This window comes from Cupriavidus phytohabitans (assembly GCF_000426345.1).
Classification (GTDB): domain Bacteria; phylum Pseudomonadota; class Gammaproteobacteria; order Burkholderiales; family Burkholderiaceae; genus Cupriavidus.
Map to the genome: position 1 here is coordinate 1 of NZ_AUFE01000063.1, position 18,148 is coordinate 18,148.

The 18,148-nt window shown below is 65.2% G+C and carries 15 protein-coding genes and 1 pseudogene; 9 read left to right on the top strand and 7 right to left on the bottom strand.

All coding sequences use genetic code 11. The annotated features are described in order from the left end of the window. The 8 genes and pseudogenes from K309_RS43245 to phbB all read left to right on the top strand — a co-directional run. Positions 1–210: pseudogene (locus K309_RS43245) on the top strand (IS5/IS1182 family transposase); the annotation flags it as partial. A gap of 519 nt (positions 211–729) precedes the next feature. Further along, positions 730–2,106: an MFS transporter gene (locus K309_RS0128180; RefSeq protein WP_232232519.1), complete on the top strand. Its 1,377-nt coding sequence runs from the start codon at positions 730–732 to the stop codon at positions 2,104–2,106. 297 nt (positions 2,107–2,403) lie between these two features. Then, a complete protein-coding gene (locus K309_RS0128185; RefSeq protein WP_029049479.1) occupies positions 2,404–4,725 on the top strand; it encodes a xanthine dehydrogenase family protein molybdopterin-binding subunit in 2,322 nt (773 codons plus the stop codon). Continuing rightward, entirely contained in the window at positions 4,694–5,158 is a 465-nt protein-coding gene (locus K309_RS0128190) for a (2Fe-2S)-binding protein (protein ID WP_029049480.1), read from the top strand. Before K309_RS0128185 ends, K309_RS0128190 begins: the two co-directional genes overlap by 32 nt. 94 nt (positions 5,159–5,252) lie before the next feature. Further along, the gene (locus tag K309_RS0128195; RefSeq protein WP_029049481.1) at positions 5,253–7,247 is read left to right on the top strand and encodes a hypothetical protein; all 1,995 of its coding nucleotides are present in this window, start codon (positions 5,253–5,255) and stop codon (positions 7,245–7,247) included. Then, the gene (locus K309_RS0128200) at positions 7,244–8,842 is read left to right on the top strand and encodes a GMC oxidoreductase (RefSeq protein WP_029049482.1); all 1,599 of its coding nucleotides are present in this window, start codon (positions 7,244–7,246) and stop codon (positions 8,840–8,842) included. The genes K309_RS0128195 and K309_RS0128200 overlap by 4 nt, the downstream gene beginning before the upstream one ends. 416 nt (positions 8,843–9,258) lie before the next feature. Continuing rightward, positions 9,259–9,804, top strand: a complete 546-nt coding sequence (phaP, locus tag K309_RS0128205) for a TIGR01841 family phasin (RefSeq protein WP_029049483.1) — start codon at positions 9,259–9,261, stop codon at positions 9,802–9,804. Positions 9,805–9,991: 187 nt separating this feature from the next. Further along, positions 9,992–10,735 carry an acetoacetyl-CoA reductase gene (gene phbB / locus K309_RS0128210; protein WP_029049484.1) on the top strand — a complete coding sequence of 248 codons (744 nt, stop codon included), beginning with the start codon at positions 9,992–9,994 and terminating at the stop codon, positions 10,733–10,735. Positions 10,736–10,898: 163 nt separating this feature from the next. Here phbB and K309_RS0128215 read toward each other — a convergent pair whose 3' ends face one another. From K309_RS0128215 to K309_RS44130, 6 genes are all read right to left on the bottom strand, one after another. Beyond that, complete coding sequence (locus tag K309_RS0128215; protein ID WP_029049485.1) at positions 10,899–11,102, bottom strand: cold-shock protein; 204 nt, start codon at positions 11,100–11,102, stop codon at positions 10,899–10,901. A gap of 220 nt (positions 11,103–11,322) precedes the next feature. Continuing rightward, a complete protein-coding gene (locus K309_RS0128220) occupies positions 11,323–12,666 on the bottom strand; it encodes a CitMHS family transporter (protein WP_029049486.1) in 1,344 nt (447 codons plus the stop codon). Positions 12,667–12,910: 244 nt separating this feature from the next. Next, positions 12,911–13,951, bottom strand: a complete 1,041-nt coding sequence (locus tag K309_RS0128225; protein WP_029049487.1) for an isocitrate/isopropylmalate dehydrogenase family protein — start codon at positions 13,949–13,951, stop codon at positions 12,911–12,913. 257 nt (positions 13,952–14,208) lie between these two features. Beyond that, the gene (locus tag K309_RS0128230; RefSeq protein ID WP_029049488.1) at positions 14,209–15,348 is read right to left on the bottom strand and encodes a DUF3300 domain-containing protein; all 1,140 of its coding nucleotides are present in this window, start codon (positions 15,346–15,348) and stop codon (positions 14,209–14,211) included. Continuing rightward, on the bottom strand, positions 15,345–16,244 hold the full coding sequence (locus K309_RS0128235) for a DUF2950 domain-containing protein (protein WP_035878516.1): 900 nt from the start codon (positions 16,242–16,244) through the stop codon (positions 15,345–15,347). Before K309_RS0128235 ends, K309_RS0128230 begins: the two co-directional genes overlap by 4 nt. A gap of 12 nt (positions 16,245–16,256) precedes the next feature. Then, positions 16,257–16,574: an anion permease gene (locus tag K309_RS44130; RefSeq protein WP_156914467.1), complete on the bottom strand. Its 318-nt coding sequence runs from the start codon at positions 16,572–16,574 to the stop codon at positions 16,257–16,259. A gap of 39 nt (positions 16,575–16,613) precedes the next feature. On the opposite strand from K309_RS44130, the gene K309_RS0128245 reads away from it, so the two are divergent. After that, the gene (locus K309_RS0128245; protein ID WP_051320659.1) at positions 16,614–16,952 is read left to right on the top strand and encodes a hypothetical protein; all 339 of its coding nucleotides are present in this window, start codon (positions 16,614–16,616) and stop codon (positions 16,950–16,952) included. 13 nt (positions 16,953–16,965) lie between these two features. Here K309_RS0128245 and cax read toward each other — a convergent pair whose 3' ends face one another. Further along, positions 16,966–18,030 carry a calcium/proton exchanger gene (cax, locus tag K309_RS0128250; RefSeq protein ID WP_232232520.1) on the bottom strand — a complete coding sequence of 355 codons (1,065 nt, stop codon included), beginning with the start codon at positions 18,028–18,030 and terminating at the stop codon, positions 16,966–16,968. Positions 18,031–18,148: the final 118 nt, after the last annotated feature.

The window sequence follows — 18,148 nt, forward strand, 5'->3', positions numbered from 1 at the left end:
GGCATGCGCCGGAACTGGTTGAAAGGCGAAATCGGTGACACTGTCCATCCGATCCTCTGTGCCGCAGGCTTCAATCTCCGTTGGCTGCTGCGGGCCATTGCCCGCCTCGGTATCCGCGGGCTTTTTTTCGTCTTAGCTTTGCTCACAGGGATGGCCCGGTTCGCCACCGATGCCGCCAATCGACTCAGCCCACATGCCGCAGTCGTTTGATGAGGGCCCAGAATCCTCCGCCTTTCAGTCACGCTGAGCTCTCAGACTGAATTTTTCAGGTCCGACTATGTCACGAGTTCTCCGCTCGGCGCTGCATCCCTTGCCGAGAACTACGTTGGTCTGCCGATGCAGTGCGCATCGTAGACCCTGCCTCCTGATTTCCATCTTTCAGAGCACTCCTTCGAGAGGGAGGGAGTGACGCTCGTTCCTTGAGCGCCGGCACTCGCCCCTCTCGTGCCCGACGACAGGGCGCGAGAGGGCACGTTGTGTGTAGGGGACAACAAAGGGGTGAGCGCGCGCCTGATTCCTGGGCCCGTGACGTCGCCTAATCCCTGTTCTTTTCCCGCGCCAGTTGCGGCGTGCAAATCAACGACCTATCCCGAATCTGAAGCGAGGACTCCAATCACTACCATTGCGCACGTAAACAACAATTCACCAAACAAGCAGGCATACGCTTGGCGAACATAGAGTCGAAGAAAAGACCAGGTTCAATTCCATTTTGTTATACGGAGAGACATCGTGCCCCCAAACCAGAAATCAGCAGCGAGTGCCGCGGTGGATGTGCAGGCGGTTATCAATAACCACCCGTTTTCCTCGTTTCAGTGGTTCGTCTTCGCCATGTGCTTTGTCGTCGTGCTACTCGACGGCTTCGACACTGCAGCCATTGGCTTCATCGCACCATCCCTGATCGGCGAGTGGGGTATTAGTCGGCCAGCGCTTGCGCCGGTGCTGAGCGCGGCCCTGTTTGGTCTGGCGGGGGGTGCCCTCGTCGCCGGCCCGCTTTCAGACCGCCTGGGCCGCCGAGTCATGCTCATCATCTCCGTCGGGATCTTTGGCGTTGCCTGTCTGGCATCCGGTTACGCGGTAACGCTCACTCAGTTGACGGTTCTCCGGTTCATTACCGGCTTGGGGCTTGGGGCGGCCATGCCGAACACTGTGACGCTCATGAGCGAGTTCTGCCCGGACAAGCGTCGAGCCGCAATCGTGAATCTGATGTTCTGCGGTTTCCCGCTGGGTGCGGCTTTTGGTGGATTCCTGGCGGCCTGGATGATTCCGACATTCGGCTGGCGCAGTGTTCTCCACCTTGGCGGTGTGGCACCGCTGGTTCTTCTGGTGTTCCTTGTGCTTCTGCTTCCTGAGTCAGTTCGCTACATGGTTGCCAAGAAGACATCGCAGGAGAAGATTCGTCGGACGCTTGAGCGCATCACCGGCACGCGAGTCGAAGCGGCTGAGTTTGTCGCTGTCGAGCCTGCTGAAACCGCCGGCCAGGAAGGGATCCGCGTGGTCCTGTCCCGAGAATATGTCGTTGGCTCTGTAATGCTGTGGCTTGCCTACTTCATGGGCCTGGTTATTTTCTACGCGTCGATCAACTGGATGCCCATCCTGCTGAAAGAGGCGGGCCTGACGCAGAAGGCAGCCACGCTCATCTCGGCACTGTTCCCTCTGGGTGGTATCGGCGCTGTGCTTTGCGGCGTCCTGATGGACAAGTTCAACGCCAATCGCGTCATCGCCATCTGCTATGCGTTGACAGCAATTTCCGTGTACGGCATCGGACAGGCGGTTGGCAATGTGGGCCTGCTGGTGTTGGTCGTCTTCCTCGCCGGCGTGCTCATGAACACTGCGCAGTCCTCGATGCCAGCACTTGCCGCTGCATTCTATCCGACTGCCGGCCGCGGTACTGGCGTCGCATGGATGCTGGGCATTGGTCGCTTTGGCGGGATTGCAGGTTCGTTCCTGGTAGCCGAGCTCACCCGTCTGCACGTCGGGTTCACCGGAATCTTCGCCATGGTGGCTGTTGCCGGCCTCGTTTCCTGCATCGCGCTGACCATCAAACAAGCAGCAAATCCGAGGGCGTCAGCAGCGCGCTTCAACTCGAGCGCGGCCGTCGGTCACTAAGTCGGTCACTAATCGAGTTCTGCCGCCTTCCCTACGGCGGCAACGCCATTCCCGCCTTGGCACGCGCTCAAGTCTCGCCTCTCCGGCAATCGGCCTTTTTCCTGCAGTAGCCTAAGCCTCTGATTCAAAAAAAGAAATTGATCGACGGGCAGGGCGGCAGCAGCCGTGCGGGCTGTTGCGCAATGGCGCCAGCGATGTGTTTGCATTCGCACTACGCCACTTCCCGACCTAATATAGGCCATGCCATGGGCGGCACGGGGGGCTACCTATGATGATGATCGGTCTGGCTGTCTTGCCATGTTGACGCGCAGGGCTTTCCTGCTCGGCGGTGCGGGCGCTGCCGGTGCGCTGGTGATCGGATGGGCGTGGCTGCCGCCGCGCCAGCGGCTGACGGGCAATCCGCCGCCAGTGCGCGACGGGCAGTTCGCGCTGAACGGCTGGGTCAAGGTGGCGTCCGACAACACCGTCACGGTGGTGATGAGCAAGGCCGAGATGGGGCAGGGCGTGCATACCGGCGCGGCCATGCTGCTGGCCGAGGAGATGGAGGCCGACTGGTCGCAGATCCGCGTCGAGCCGTCGCCCGTCGACAACCTGTACAACAACATCGAGGGCGTGGTCGCCAACCTGCCGTTCCGGCCGGACGACAAGGGGTGGCCCAGGCGCGCGGCGGAATGGTTCACGCGCAAGGGCGTGCGCGAGGTGGGCATGATGTTCACCGGCGGCTCCACCAGCATCAGGGACCTGTGGAATCCGATGCGCGAGGCCGGCGCCGCCGCCCGCATGATGCTGTGCGCGGCAGCGGCCAAGCAGTGGGACGTCAAGGCCGAGGACTGCAGCGCGCAGGCCGGCAAGGTGGTGCACCCGTCCGGACGCAGTGCCACCTTCGGCGAACTGGCCGCGGCTGCCGCGCGCGAGGCTTTGCCACGCAAGGTGGAACTGAAGGACCCAGCCAGCTACAGGCTCATCGGCACCCGCGCGGCGCGCCTTGATACCCCTGCCAAGCTCCACGGCAAAGCCAGTTTTGGCATCGACGTGGTGGCGGACGCGATGGTCTACGCCAGCGTGCAGATGTGCCCGACGCTGGGCGGCAAGCTGCGGGGATCCCCGCCGGACGATGTGAAGGCGCTGCCCGGCGTGCTCGACCTCGTCCCGCTGCCTCCGTTCCCGGGCGGCAGCGGCGGGGTGGCCGTGATCGCCAGCGATGCGTGGATCGCCATGCAGGCGGTCGAAAAGGTCCAGTGCAAGTGGGACGAAGGAGAAGCTGCGAAGCTGTCGAGCGAGGGCATCCGCGACACGCTGGTGAAGGCGCTCGACGCCTCGGGCCCGCGCGTCTGGTACGAGCATGGTGACGGGCGGGCCATGAAGCAGGGCAAGCCCGCCATCCAGGTCTTGTACTCGGCGCCATACCTTGCGCATGCCGCGCTGGAGCCGGTCAACTGCACGGTGCTGGTCGAGGACGGCCGCGCCGTCGTGTGGGCCGCCACGCAGATGCCCGGGCTGGCGCGCCGCTGCGTGGCGAAGACGATCGGGCTGGACACGGACCAGGTCGAACTGCGCCAGCTATCCATCGGCGGTGCCTTCGGGCGCAGGCTGGAAGTCGATTTCATCTGCCAGGCGGCCGCCATCGCCGCGAAGCGCAAGGGTGTGCCGGTGCAGACGATCTGGTCGCGCCCCGAGGACATGCGGCATGACTTCTACCGTCCGGCCAGCGTGTCGCGCTTTGAAGCGTGGCTCGACGGGAACCGCAAAGTCATCGCCGTGCGCAATATCTCGGCCAGCCAGTCAGTGCTGGAGAGCACCGCAAAACGCAACTTCGGGCTGCCGGACATCTTCGTGTCGCGGCTGGACAAGTCGACGGTGGAGGGGGCCTTCGACCAGGCCTATGACTGGCCGGACGTGTGGGTCGGCCACCAGAGCGTGGACCTTGCCATTCCGGTCGGCTACTGGCGCTCCGTGGGGCACTCGCACCACGCCTTCTTCATGGAGAGCTTTGTCGACGAGCTGGCGGCGGCGGTGGGCAAGGATCCGCTCGACTACCGCATGAGCCTGCTCAGGGATGAGCGCCAGCGCGCGGTGCTGGAGCAGGCGGGAAAGATGTCGGGCTGGGGCCAGCCTTTGCGCAAGAAGCCTGGCGTGGTGAAGGTGGGGCGCGGGGTGGCCCTGCACGAGTCGTTCGGCAGCGTGGTGGCTCAGGTCGCCGAGGTGTCCGTGGACAGCACGGGGCAGGTCCGCGTGGATCGCGTCTTCTGCGCCATCGATTGCGGCATGCCGGTCAACCCGACCCTGATCGAGCAGCAGGTAGAGGGCGGCGTCGTGTTCGGGCTGTCGGCAGCGCTGTGGCAGAAGATTACGCTGGAGAGCGGCAAGGTGAAAGAGGACTACTACACCGCGTTTCCGGCCATGCGCCTGCGAGACTGCCCGGACATCCAGGTGCACGTCATGCCGTCGAAGGGCCCGCCACAGGGCGTCGGCGAGTCCACCACGCCGCCGATCGCGCCAGCGGTGGCGAACGCCTTGTTCCAGGCGACCGGCGAACGCTTGCGCGACCTGCCGCTGCTGAAGACCCTGCCGCCTTCCGGAGCCTGTGATGCCAGACAATCAGATCAGTGTCAACGGTAAGCGCGTCGAAATCCGCTCTGACGGCTGCACGCCGCTGTTGTGGGTGCTGCGCTGCGAGCTGAAGCTGACGGGCACCAAGTTCGGGTGTGGCGTGGGGGTATGCGGCGCCTGCGCGGTGCATGTCGACGGCAATATGCTGCTGTCGTGCCAGCACCAGGCGAGCGAGATGGCAGGCAAGAAGATCGTCACCATCGAAGGGCTCGACGGCCCCGAGGCGAGCGCCCTGCGGGCGGCCTGGCTGAAGCATGAGGTCGTGCAGTGCGGCTATTGCCAGAGCGCGCAACTGATGGCGGCGAGCGCGCTGCTCAAGCGCACCCGCAATCCGAAGGAAACCGAGATCGTCGACCAGATGAGCTGCGTGCTCTGCCGTTGCGGCACGTATACGCGGATCAGGCGGGCAATTGCGGAAGCCCTGGAGATGTTGAGGGGCTGAAGGCGAGAGCGCATTGGAAACAGCCGGTGTCGCGCCGACAGTCGCGCGTGGCCCGATTCCGTGCAGACGGCCAGGAAGTCTTGGGAGGATGGCGATGAAGCATTCCGGGTCAGCACCAGGGTCGCCCTGTCCGGGCGGGTCGCAACCGGCGACCCATGCCGCCGGCGCCGCGACGATCCCTTCCGCGCCTGCTGCGACCGGACGCGTGGAGCTGTATACGCAACGAACCATGGTGAACTGGCTGAGCCCGCTGCAGCTTCCGTTCACCGCCATGCGCGTTGCCGTGGCGATGGCAGTCGGGGCCTTTGCCGACCAGCGCATGGTGCAGGCTGCGCTCACCACCCTGAATCCGAATCCGCCGATCCCCGTCCCGGCTGACGAGGGCGGCGGGGTCTGGGTCGACTATCTGGCCGACACGGGAGATGGTTGGGACGCGTCGTATTCCATGGCGTTGTGCGTCAGTCATGCTGTCACGCTGCGCGAGGCTGGCGCGACGTTGCCACGGGCCAGGGTGCTGCTGCTCGGCGGCGACCAGGTATATCCGACACCCGCGCATGATGGCTATCGGACGCGTTTTGTCGATCCGTTTCGCGCGGCGTTCCCTGCGCCGGTCGGATCCGCGGGCCCTGCATACAGCGACCAGCCGATCGAGGTGCCGGATGCGCCGTGGATGGTCGCCACGCCAGGCAATCACGACTGGTACGATGGCCTGCGCGGCTTCGCCCGGCTGTTCTGCAGCGGCAAGCCCGTGGGCGGCTGGGAGACGCGCCAGCGCACGGGCTACTATGCCTTGCAGCTGCCCGGCGGCTGGTGGGTCTGGGGACTGGACCTGCAGCTGGAATCGGAAATCGACCGGCCGCAGCGCGAATACTTCCAGAAAATGTACGCGGCGCTGCAGCCCGGCGATCTTGTCGTGCTCTGCGCGCCCGAGCCGAGCTGGATTGACGAGATGGAGCGTGTGCGCCGCGGCGAACGGCGGGCCGTGCCGTCGATCGAGACCAAGACGGCGCGCTTCCGGAGCCTGGGCGAGATCGAGGGGATGCTGGGCGACCGGCTCGCGCTGGTACTGGCCGGCAACTCGCACCATTACGCGCATTACGTGCCGAGAGCGGGCACGGCGGGGCCGCATCGCATCACCTGCGGAGGCGGGGGCGCCTTTCTCCACGGCACACATCAGCTGCCGGACCCGCCGCGGCCTATTGTCGTGGGCGCGGCCAGGCAAGCCTATGCGCTGCAGTCCGCGTATCCGGAGAAGGAGACGTCCCGGCAACTGCGCAATCGCGCGTGGCAACTGCCAGCGCGCAACGTGTCGTTCTGCGTACTGGTGGCGATCCTGTATTTGCTATTCGATTGGATCGTCCAGAGCGCGAGCCTGGCAGTCTTGCCTGGCCCTGGCCAGCGCGGCTTTGTGCAATGGCTGGCTGGCCTCGAGGTGACATTCGGGAATATCGGCGCGGTGTATGGCGAACTGTTCCGGGTCATGGCGCATAGCCCGGCCTCGGTGGTGTACGCGGCGGCGATCGTCTCGACCTGCGCTGCCCTGTCGACCAGGGATGTCAGGCGCGGCGTCGGGCTGGCGTACCTCGTCGGCGCGCTGCACGGGCTGCTGCACCTGGCACTGGCGATCGCCCTGCTATGGCTCATCACGCGTTTTAACATCCATGGCTTCGGCTCTGACAATCCGCCACCCATCCTGTTTTTCCTGGTCGAGGCCATGTTGCTGGGCGGGGCCGTCGGCGGCCTGCTGTTCGGTGTATGGATGGTGTTGGGCAACGCCTTGTGGCGCCTGCACCCCGAGGAGGTGTTCTCGTCCCAGCGCATCGCCGATTACAAGTGCTTCCTGCGGATGCGGTTCGAGGGCGGGCAATTGACGATCTACCCGCTCAAGCTGGAAAAGGTTTGCCGTCGCTGGAAGCTGGGCGAGGGTGTCAGGCAACTGACGAAGGTCCGCAGCACCTGGCGCGTGCGCGCCCAGCCTGGCGCAAGCGGCCCGCGGTTCGTGCCGGCGGACGGTGAGGTATCGCCGCCGGAGGCGGTACAGATGATCGAGGAGAAGGCAATCATCATCCAGCGACAGGGGGCGGCATGACGCGCAATGCGCTGGCATACGATGTCGTCGTCATCGGCAGCGGCTTTGGCGGCGCGGTCTCGGCCTGCAGGCTCGCGCAGGCTGGCCGCAAGGTGCTGGTGCTCGAGCGCGGCCGCCGCTGGAGCCCGGCGAACTATCCGCGCGACGAGAATGATCCCTGGCTGTGGAACCAGGAGCGCGCACATCGCTTCAATGGCTGGGCCGATATCCGGACATTCTCCGATGTCTGGGTCATCGCCGGGGCCGGAGTCGGCGGTGGCTCGCTGATCTACGCCAACGTTTCCGTGGAAGCCAAGCCAGAGGCGTTCCTGCACGGCTGGCCGAAAGACGTGACCTATGAGGGCCTGCAGCCCCATTACGAGCAGGTGGGGCGCATGCTCGACGTGAGCGAAGTGCCGGATAACCAGTTGAGCGAGCGGACCCGGCTATTGCGCGAGGGGGCGGAAGCCTGCGGATGGGGCGAGCGATTCCGCAAACTGCCGCTGGCCGTGTCGTTTTCCAGCAGCTGGGACCCGACGCGGCCAGACGCCCGCGATGACCGGCATTCAGAGCGCTTCCTGAACCAGCACGGACGGTGGCAGGGCACATGTGTCCATTGCGGCAATTGCGACGTGGGGTGCCAGGTGTCAGCCAGGAATACGCTGGACCTGAACTACCTGGCGGTGGCCGAAGACAATGGCGCCGAGATCCGCCCCTTGCACCTGGTGGACAGGCTCGAGCCGCTGGAGCAGGGCTGGCGGGTGTGCTTCCGGAAAATCGACCCGGAAGACCAGACCACGAGCCCCGGCGAAGTCACGGCCATCCGGGTGATCCTGGGCGCCGGCTCCATCGGCAGCACCGAGCTGCTGCTGCGCTGCCGGGATCAGCATCGCACCCTGCCCAGGCTTTCACCACGGCTGGGATATGGCTGGGCTCACAACGGCGACTTCGTGACGCCAGCCTGGTATGGCAACAGGACGATCTCTCCTTCTCATGGCGTTACAATCTCTGCCGCAATCGACCTGCTGGACCACAGCGGCCCGAACGGACAGGCGCTCTTCGTGGAGGACGGCGGCATCCCGAACCTCGCAGGCAACTTCATCCGACGCCACATGAAGAGAGCGCGTTCCCGCAAGCTGCGCGCTGTGTGGAGGGAAGTAGGGGAACTGTTTGACGACGGCGATCCGGTCGAGCGGATGATGCCCTGGTTCGGACAGGGCGTGGATCCGGGCAATGGCCGGCTGAGGCTGGGCCGCACGTGGTACGCGCCGTGGCGTCAGGTGCTGCGGCTCGACTGGTCCTATCAGGCCTCGGTCGCGGTCATCGAGTCCATGATTGCCGCGCACACGCGGCTGTCGGCAGCGACCGGCGGAGATCCGTGGGTGCCGCTCACCTGGCGACGCTGGCACAACCTGATCACGCCGCACCCGCTAGGGGGCTGCAACATGGGGACGTCCCCCGCGGACGGCGTCGTTGATGCATGGGGCCGGGTATTTGGCTACGAAGGACTGTATGTCATGGACGGTGCGATCGTCCCGCGTCCGCTGGGCCTGAACCCTTCGCGCACGATCGCAGCGCTGGCGGAACGCAACGTGGCCATGCTCTTGGTCGCATAGCCTCAGCCTGGTTTCGGTGTAGCAGGCACGCTAGCCGCCAATGGCGGCTGCGGCTCTCGCACCGCCAGTCGGTGATGGCAGTGAACTCGGCGCGGTCAGGTTCTGCTTGTCGCCATTCAACAGATGCAGGATGGCATAGACCTGCTGTCTTCCTGTGGCAATACCCGTACGCTGACATTATGCGATATGATGTAGCCAAATGTTACATACATGGCGCTTAAGTCACATACTGACGTTGGACCCGCTCCCCTTGTGGGTAAGTCCCTAGGGACGAAATTAGAGCAACTCCTCTAATCTTTGCCTCGGTTGTCGCGCCCGCCGGCGGTGCCATGACCATTTGGAAACCACGCTCGACCGGTGCTCTGTAGCCTTGCGGCAGGCGACACCCGGCGACCATAAGAGGAATAACCCGATCCATGTCCTTTTTTACGTCCGATCAGCTCGCGGCAGTCCATAAGAACAATCTGGCCAATCTGGCAAGACTGTCCAACACGACCATCGAAGGCATCCAGAAGCTGACGGAACTGAACCTGCAGGCAGCCAAGGCAGCCATGGCTGAAGGGCAGACAATGATGCAGGCCGTATCGGCCAGCAAGAATCTCCGGGATGTACTGTCAGTCCAGGGCGATGTGCCGGAGTCTGCTGCAGACAAAGCCATCTCGTATGCGCGCCAGGTGTGCGAGATCGCAACCCAGGCGCAGGCCGAACTGGCCAGGGCCGTTGAAGAGCAATACGAGCAGCACCAGCGCAATGTGCAGGCCTTCGTAGACACCTTCGTGAAGAACGCCCCGGCAGGTTCCGATGCAATTTCCGCCACGCTGCAGGCGACCCTGGATACCGCCAGGGAATCCTACCGCTCCGCGCAAGCCATCCACCAGCAAATGGCCGGCCTGGCTTCCGCCACGTTCACCTCTACCGCTGGCGCGGCCATGGGTTCGAATAGCCAGCCAACGCGCAGCTAGCCCGCGGACCGGGCGCGGAGCGCGCACCGGCCTGGCCAGTATCCATTCCATAAGAAAGTCGGTCCTCGACCGGTTGCCCCTTGCTGCATGGCGCGGCCAGGGGCGGTACCTGTTGCGTAAGCCGCTAACGTCGGCCTGCCGTTCGGCAGGCCAGGGGTCCTTTAACCTTGAAAAAGAGAGAATCAGCATGACAAAAAGAATCGCACTGGTTACCGGCGGCATGGGTGGCCTGGGAGAGGCCATTTCCATCCGCTTGCATGACGCAGGCAATCATGTGGTGGTCACGCATTCGCCGGGCAACGCCAAAGTCCAGGAATGGCTGGCATCCATGGCAAAGGGCGGCCGCGAGATCCACGCGTACGAGGTCGATGTGGCGGACTACGAGAGTTGCCAGGCAGGCATGGCAAGGATCCTGGCCGAACTGGGCCGCGTTGACATCCTGGTGAACAACGCCGGCATTACGCGTGATATGGCGTTCAAGAAGATGGACAAGCCGAACTGGGACTCGGTGATAAAGACCAATCTCGACTCTGTGTTCAATGTCACCAAGCCCCTCTACGAGGGCATGGTGGAGCGCGGGTGGGGCCGGATCATCAACATCTCGTCGGTCAACGGTTCCAAAGGCGCCTTTGGCCAGACCAACTATTCCGCGGCCAAGGCAGGCATGCACGGATTCACCAAGGCGCTGGCCCTGGAAGTCGCCAGGAAAGGCGTAACCGTGAACACGGTATCGCCGGGCTATCTGGCCACCAAGATGGTGACGGCCGTGCCGAAGGAGATCATGGACAGCAAGATACTGCCGCAGATTCCGATGGGGCGCCTGGGCAAGCCCGAGGAAGTGGCGGGACTGGTTGCTTTCCTTTGCTCCGAAGATGCGGCGTATGTGACCGGCGCGAACCTCGCCATCAACGGCGGCCAGCATATGGAATGACGTGGGGACAGGCCACTGTCGCTAGCAGCGACAGTGGCATGCCCGAACGGCATGCCGGGGCGAACGCCCCCGGAGGACACCAGTACCTCAAAAACAAAGAGGCCCTTTGCAATGAAAAAGGGCCTCTTTGGCTCTGTATTGGGGTGCTGCCCGGCGCGAGCGGCTATAGCTTGCGAATCTTCGATGCTTGCGGGCCTTTCTGGCCTTGCGTGACCTCGAATTCAACTTTTGCGCCTTCCTCGAGTGACTTGAAGCCAGTCCCCTGGATTTCGCTGTGATGCGCAAACAGGTCCTTGCCGCCATCGTCTGGCGTAATGAACCCATACCCCTTTTCGCTGTTGAACCACTTCACAGTGCCAGTCGCCATCTCGTCCTCAAAATTCGGTATGCAAAGATATTGTGCTCAGAAATCCTTTCATGACAGCGTCGCAACGCCAAGCATGCCTGATCAGGATAGCCGAAGAGATGAGTAGGTGCCAAGCGGGGCGGTATCGGGGCGGGGCACTTGGCCAAGTTGATGGATCGGCCACCTGAAAGCGAAATTGTGAGACGCCGGAGAATCCATGCTGGCGTGGTATTCCTCGCCGTCAGCCGATATGGCCCACCACCGGGATCACCCCGAAGGCAACTGTAGCCACCAGCATGACCACCGCCGCCGAGAGCGCCCACAGCAGGGTGTAACGCTGATGGTCGCCGAACTCGACTTCCGCCAGGCCGACCAGCAGATAGGTTGAGGCGACCAGCGGGCTCAGCAGGTGGACCTGCTGCCCGATCAGCGAAGCGCGCCCGATCTCGACGGCGCCGATGCCGTAGACCGCGGCGGCCTTGGCCAGGATCGGCAGGATGCCAAAATAGAACGCGTCGTTCGAAATGAAGAATGTGAACGGGACGCTCAGCACACCGGTCACCAGGGCCATATAGGGACCCATCCAGTCAGGTACGGCGCTGATCACGCTGTGGGCAATGGCGTCGACCATCTTTGTGCCCGACAGGATGCCGACGAAGACGCCGGCGGCGAAGATCAGCGACACCACCGGCACGACGTTGGCTGCGTGCGCGCCGATGCGCTCCTTCTGTTCCTGCAGGGTCGGGTAGTTGACCATCAGCGCGATCGCGCAAGCCACGATGAACAGGGCCGGCAGCGGCAGGGTGCCGAGAATCAGCATGGCCATCAGGCCGATGGTCAGCAGGAAGTTGAACCACAGCAGCCTGGGCCTGGCGATCTGCGGATCGCCGGCGGCAACCGCCGGCCCGGTGTCGCCGTCGTGGCCCGGACACAGACCGGCGTGGCCTGGCCCGGCGCTCATCAGCGCCAGGGTGCCAAGCCGGTTGCGCTCGCGGCGGCCCAGCACGAAGGCCACGAACACGCCCCACATGCCGGTGACGATCATCGGCAGGATCATCGGCACGAACAGCGAGCCCACGTCCACGCCCAGCGCGCTGGCCGCGCGCGCGGTTGGGCCGCCCCAGGGCAGGATGTTCATCAGCCCGCCCGCCATCATGATCACGCACGCCAGCACGAGCCGGCTGATGCCGAGACGCTTGTAGAGCGGCAGCATGGCGGCGCAGGTGATCATGTAGGTCGTCGAGCCGTCGCCGTCCAGCGATACCAGCGCCGCCAGTACGAAGGTGCCGACCACGATCTTGACCGGGTCGCCGCCGACGAGCTTCAGGATGAAGCGCACCACCGGGTCGAACAGGCCGGCGTCGATCATCAGGCCGAAATACAGGACGGCGAACATCAGCATCACGCCGGTCGGCGCCAGCTTCTTGACGCCGTCGAGCATCATCGCACCAAGTTCCGGGCCGAAGCCGCCGGCCGCGCCGAAGGCAATCGGCACAAGGATCAGCGCCACCATGGCAGAGAGCCGCTTGGTCATGATCAGTGCCATGAACACGATCACCATCGAGTAGGCGAGCAGGGTCAACATTTATTTCTGTATCTCTTTGCCGGCCAGGCCACGAAGCCACGAATGGCCACGAGGGAGGCACGAGGGGGACACCCGAGCCGGCTGTGTGCGTCGTCCCGGCGCACGGATTTCAAGGCAAAGCCGATCCCGCCGGCACGGGACAGCGTGCCGGAACATGGAGGAACGACCGTGGGGGCAGCCCTGCGCGCTGGCAAGGCTTGCTGCGCCGGCCGGCGGACGCCGCCTGCCGGCCGGGCTTGGGCGGTCAGCCCGCGGAAACGATGCGCCTGGTTACCGCGTCGGCAAACTGCAGCGTGGAGGCCGTGCCGTGGAGGTCTCCGGTCTTCACCTGATCCTGGTTGAGCGTCAGCTCGATGGCACTGCGCAACCGCGCGGCGAGGTCCTGCCTCCCCACGTGGTCGAGCATCAGCCCGGCGGCCAGCATCAGCGAGATCGGGTTGGCAATGCCCTTGCCCGCGATGTCGGGCGCCGAGCCATGGACCGCCTCGAAGATCGCCGCGTGGTCGCCGATGTTGGCGCCCGGCGCCATGCCCAGCCCGCCGACCAGGCCGGCGATCTGGTCCGACAGGATGTCGCCGAACAGGTTGGTACAGAGCAGCATGTCGAAGCGCCACGGGTTGAGCACCAGCTGCATCGCGCAGGCGTCGACGATGATGTCGTCCATCTCGACGCGCCCGGCGTAGTCCCCAGCGACTTCCCGCGCCGCTTCCAGGAAGATGCCGGTGAGCGCCTTCAGGATGTTGGCCTTGTGCACCACCGTGATCTTCTTGCGGCCGTTCTTGACGGCGTACTCGAACGCGAAGCGGGCAATGCGGCGGCAGGCGTCGCGCGTGTTGGTGCCCGTAGACACCGCCACCGCATGCGGGTCGTCGCCGACCGGGATGTAGTAGTCGTGCGCCACGTAGAAGCCGCCGACGTTCTCGCGCACCAGCACCAGGTCGATGTTGTCGAAGCGGCCGGGCACCAGCGTTCGCGCGGGGCGCACATTGGCGTAAAGGTTGAATGCCTCACGCAGGCGCACATTGACCGAGCGGAAGCCACCGCCCACCGGCGTGGTCAGCGGGCCCTTCAGCGCAAGGCCGGTGCGGCCGATGCTGTCGAGCGTGTCTTCCGGCATCGGGTCGCCGCTGTATTCGACGCCGGCCATGCCCGCGCGCCGGAGATCCCAGGCGAACGGGGCGCCGAGCGCGTCCAGCACCCTGACGGTGGCATCTACGACTTCGGGGCCGATGCCGTCGCCGGGGATTAGTGTGGCCGGGATCTGTTCGCGTGCTCCGTTTTCCATCTGTGTTCCTGTCGAGGTGTCCGAACCGCTGGTGCGCCGATGCCGGATGCTATCCGGCACGCGCCGCAGGCTTGCAAGGGGCAGATTCTATGGGGGGAAGGCTGTCAGCAAACTGTCAATGTAACGCTTATGTCATTGGGGTTTACGCGGGGTCTTGGCCAAGCCGAACCGGTTCCCCGCAGGGTCTTGGCTGGCACCCTGGGGAAGTTCAACCGCCCAGCCGTTAAGGCAACGCAGGAAACGTAAGCAGGGATCCCCTAGCGCCGTCCGCCGCCGCCCCGTCCGCCAAAGCCGCCCATGCGCGCGCCGCCGCCAAAGCCGGAGGCACGGGCCGAGCCCGACTGCAGGCTCGCTCTCCCGCGACTGGCGTCGCGCTGCATGGCGCCGCCGCCGCTGCCTACGCCCTGGAAGCCATTGTCCCGGCCGCCGGCCCCACCGCTTCCATCGCGCCCGCGGAAGCCGTTGCGGCCCGCCGCGTCCGCGGTGCTGCGGCCGAATTTCTCGCGCGTGGCATTGTCGCGATAGGCAACCCCCTGGCGGTGGCGCGCGTCATGCTGCCAGCGTCCGCCCTCGAACTTGCTTGCGTCGAAATTGCGGTCGATGTTCCTCGCCTTGTGATGCTCTACATGGACCCCGCCGTTGTTCCAGTCGCAGTTGCCGAAGATGGCGATGGCCGCAGCCAGGCCGATGCCCCATGCAATGCCGCTGCCGATGGAGTCGCCCGGGTAATAGGCGCCGTAGGGTGGCCAGTAGTAGTACGGGTAGCCCGCATAGCCCCAGCCGCCATAAACGATCGCGGGGTCATACACGGGCACGTAGATCACGTCCGGGCTGGCCGGCTCGATGCGCACGATGGTTTGTTGCGCAGAGCCGGCAGGGCCCGCCGTTTCCACGGTCACGGTCTGCTGTGGCCCCGACTCGAGGTGGCCGGCCTGCCGGGCGCGCGCGCGCAGGCGCTGCACCGCATCAAGCACGTCCTTCTGCTGGGCCAGGAAGGCATCGCCAAGCTTCTGGGTCCAGTCGAGCTTGTCGCCCATCGGCTCCAGGATCTGCGGGAAGGCCACCAGCGACTTCACGCTGACATCCCACGACTCGTTCTGCACGGCCTTGACCGCGGCATCGCCCTGCACGGCCGGATGCGCCTTGACCCAGCGCGCGGCGAGGGCGACCTCCAGCGGATAGGTGGAGGCCATCAGGACCTGGGAGAGCAGGGGATCGGGGTAGAGCGCGACCGGGGCGACCATGGCCTCGATCTCCTCGGCCTTATAGGGCGCGGGCTGGCTCTGTGCCTGCGCCGTGCCCGCGCCAGACGGACTCACTGCCGGCGGCGCGGCGCTCTGGCACCCGGCCAGCGCCAGCACGGCGCAACAGGCTGTGGTGAGCGCACGGGCTTTCATGGCGATACCCTCCTCCAGCCGGGGGCCGGATCGAAGGACTTCGTTGCTGCGGCGCGGGCGGCGCTGTTGGCGCCGAGATCGCGCTCGTAGACCTGTCCCTTGTGGTTGACGATGAAGCTCATCACCCCGGTGTCGCCATAGCGCACCGGCCACGCGATCACCGCGAAGCCGCCGAACAGTTTGCCGTCGACCACATAGTTGAGCGCGCCGCCGTCGGCGTGCGCCCCTTGCGCGGTCAGCAGCTTGTACTGGTAGCCGTGGTAGCCCTCCTTGCTCGCATTGCGCGTGCCGGCGTCGCGGAAGGCGGCCCCGAGCGGGCTGGGCGGCTCGCCCGCGCCGGTCGGCCAATAGAGCCCGTCGTGCTTGCCCGGCGTACTGGAGAGCCTGCTGGCATAGACCATCCGCTTCTCGCCGTCGTGGCTCGCCTCGGCGTACTCGGTCTGCGCGTCGCAGATCGCCTGCAGGGTCTGGATCACGGCCAGCTCGTTCCGGCCGATGCGGCGCACGCGCATTTCCCGGGCGCCAGCCTGTGTGTCGAACTGCCATCCCCTGGCGGATTTGACCAGCGGCACGGGCAGGGTCCATCCGTCATTGCCGACTGCGATCACGGCATGCTTGCCCGATTGCCGGACCTGGTGCGACACGGCCCAGGCACTGTCGAAGCGCTTCCGGACGTCGGCGCCAACCGGTGGAATGACGTTGCGGAAATTGGCGCCGAGCATGCCCTTCATCGCCACCTCGTCGTTATCGCGGACGGCCTTGCCGAAGGCCGCCATGGCCGCGTCGGGCGTGTCGAAGACCTGCCGCGCCATGGCCGTCGTCGTCCCGAGACCGAGCAGGCAGAGACAGCCCAGCGCGGCGACCGGTTTCCGCAGGATCCCAAGCCGATGTCTCATAGTCCAGCTCCCTCAAATCAGCCGGGGCACGCCAATCAGCAGAAATGCCACAATGTAGATGACACCAAAGATAGCGCCGAGCCGCCAGTAATCGCCGGCAGGCAGGTAGCCGCTGCCGAAGTACACGGGGCCGGGCCCGGTTCCCAGCAAGCACGCATGCGGCGCCCCCTTGGCAATAACCTGCCTTGTGCTAAGGTTTATATGATCTTTTGGGCAGAAGCGCCAGTTAGGCGCTGGCGATGCCTGGCAACAGGGTGACGATGGGACCGGACAATTCCCTCCACCAGTTCCAGGGAGGAATACGAGGCGCTGCTGATGGCATAGCTTCAAGTGGAGGAGGGCGTCACCATGTTGCGCACCCGTATTGCCATGAGCCTGACCATGAGCCTTGCCCTGAGCTTCGCCGCCGTGCTCGCGCTGCCAGGCTGCACCTACTACGGCTACCCGGCGCCGCCGGGGGCGCCGGCCAGCTTCGACCGCTCGTTCTACGCGGCCGCCGATGCCATGCGCGACCAGGGCCTGGTGATCACCACGCAGGAGCCCTCGTCCGGCACGCTGGTCGGCAGCAGGGACGGCGACACCGTCATGGCGAGCGTGCGCCAGCAGGGCGACGGCAGCGTGCGGGTGGAATTCAACGCGCCCAATCCGCGCGACCCGGGGCTGCTCGAGCGCGTATCGCGCAGCTATGACCGCCGCATGGGACGCTGAAGGGCGCCGCGGGCTACTGCGGCAGAAAGAAGAAGGTGAGCGCGAGGGCGTAATAGACGACCAGCAGCTGGATGCCCTTGAACCAGTCGGCCTTGCCGTCGCTCTCCATTTGCGCCGTGACCAGCACCGACAGGATCACGATCAGGACCAGCGCGGGACGGAAGGCCAGGTCCATCGGCTCCGGTCCGAAGAAATGGCTCGCCAGCACCAGCAGCGGCGCGACGAACAGCGCCACCTGGACGCTTGATCCGACCGCAATGGAGAATGACAGGTCCATGCGATTCTTCAGCGCCGCGGTAATCGCCGAGGCGTGCTCGGCCGCATTGCCCAGGATCGCGACCAAGAAGGCGCCGACAAAGATGTCGCTGAGCCCGTAGTCGCGCATCATCGGCTCGAGCGAATTCACCATGATCTCGCTCATCCACGCCGTCCCGACCGTGGCCGCCGCCAGTATCGCCAGCGCCCGTCCCGCGGGGGCCGGGGGCTTGTCCTCCGTGCCTGCGGGCACGGCCCCTTGCGCTTCGTGCGCACTGCGAAACAGCGCGGGATGCGTGACCAGCGAGTACACCAGGTACAGCCCGTAGACGACGAGCAGCGCGATCGAGATCCAGGCGCTGAGCCGGAGCAGCACCGCTGACTTGCCCTCCACGGCTTCGAAGCTGGCCGGAAGAATCAGCGCGATCGCCGACAGGATCAGCATGGTCGCCTGCGAACGCGCGCCGCGCGGGTTGAAGCGCTGCTCGGGATAGCGCAGGCCGCCGGCGAGCATCGCCGCGCCGAACACCAGCAGCAGGTTGCCGACAATGGAACCGACGATGGACGCCTCCACCACCTCCTGGAGCCCGGCACGCAATGCCGCCAGCGCGATGATCAGTTCGGCCGCATTGCCGAAGGTCGCGTTGAGCAGTCCCCCGACGGCTTCGCCCAGACGCTCCGCCAGTTGCTCGGTGGCATGGCCCATGCGGCCGGCCAGCGGCAGGATCGCCAGCGACGAGGCGACAAAGATCGGCAGATGCTGCGCTGGAGCGAGGTGTTCCAGGGCGATCGCGGCCGGAACAAAGATCAGAAGCCAGTTCATCCACATGATCGCTCCTCCGTCGGAAGACGCCAGGCCTTCCCAGGCTCGGTCTCTCAGGGTAGCCCAACCCACGCACTTTCCTCTGGGGCGACGTCCTCACTATATGCTTGAGAGCACA

Excerpts from the sequence above, each read along its gene's own strand:
- cax (WP_232232520.1), bottom strand. The coding sequence starts at position 18,030 with ATGAACTGGCTTCTGATCTTTGTTCCGGCCGCGATCGCCCTGGAACAC.
- K309_RS0128215 (WP_029049485.1), bottom strand. The coding sequence starts at position 11,102 with ATGGCGACTGGCACTGTGAAGTGGTTCAACAGCGAAAAGGGGTATGGG.
- K309_RS0128200 (WP_029049482.1), top strand. The coding sequence starts at position 7,244 with ATGACGCGCAATGCGCTGGCATACGATGTCGTCGTCATCGGCAGCGGC.
- K309_RS0128230 (WP_029049488.1), bottom strand. The coding sequence starts at position 15,348 with ATGAAAGCCCGTGCGCTCACCACAGCCTGTTGCGCCGTGCTGGCGCTG.
- K309_RS0128220 (WP_029049486.1), bottom strand. The coding sequence starts at position 12,666 with ATGTTGACCCTGCTCGCCTACTCGATGGTGATCGTGTTCATGGCACTG.
- phaP (WP_029049483.1), top strand. The coding sequence starts at position 9,259 with ATGTCCTTTTTTACGTCCGATCAGCTCGCGGCAGTCCATAAGAACAAT.
- phbB (WP_029049484.1), top strand. The coding sequence starts at position 9,992 with ATGACAAAAAGAATCGCACTGGTTACCGGCGGCATGGGTGGCCTGGGA.
- K309_RS0128235 (WP_035878516.1), bottom strand. The coding sequence starts at position 16,244 with ATGAGACATCGGCTTGGGATCCTGCGGAAACCGGTCGCCGCGCTGGGC.
- K309_RS0128195 (WP_029049481.1), top strand. The coding sequence starts at position 5,253 with ATGAAGCATTCCGGGTCAGCACCAGGGTCGCCCTGTCCGGGCGGGTCG.
- K309_RS0128225 (WP_029049487.1), bottom strand. The coding sequence starts at position 13,951 with ATGGAAAACGGAGCACGCGAACAGATCCCGGCCACACTAATCCCCGGC.
- K309_RS0128185 (WP_029049479.1), top strand. The coding sequence starts at position 2,404 with ATGTTGACGCGCAGGGCTTTCCTGCTCGGCGGTGCGGGCGCTGCCGGT.
- K309_RS0128190 (WP_029049480.1), top strand. The coding sequence starts at position 4,694 with ATGCCAGACAATCAGATCAGTGTCAACGGTAAGCGCGTCGAAATCCGC.
- K309_RS0128245 (WP_051320659.1), top strand. The coding sequence starts at position 16,614 with ATGAGCCTGACCATGAGCCTTGCCCTGAGCTTCGCCGCCGTGCTCGCG.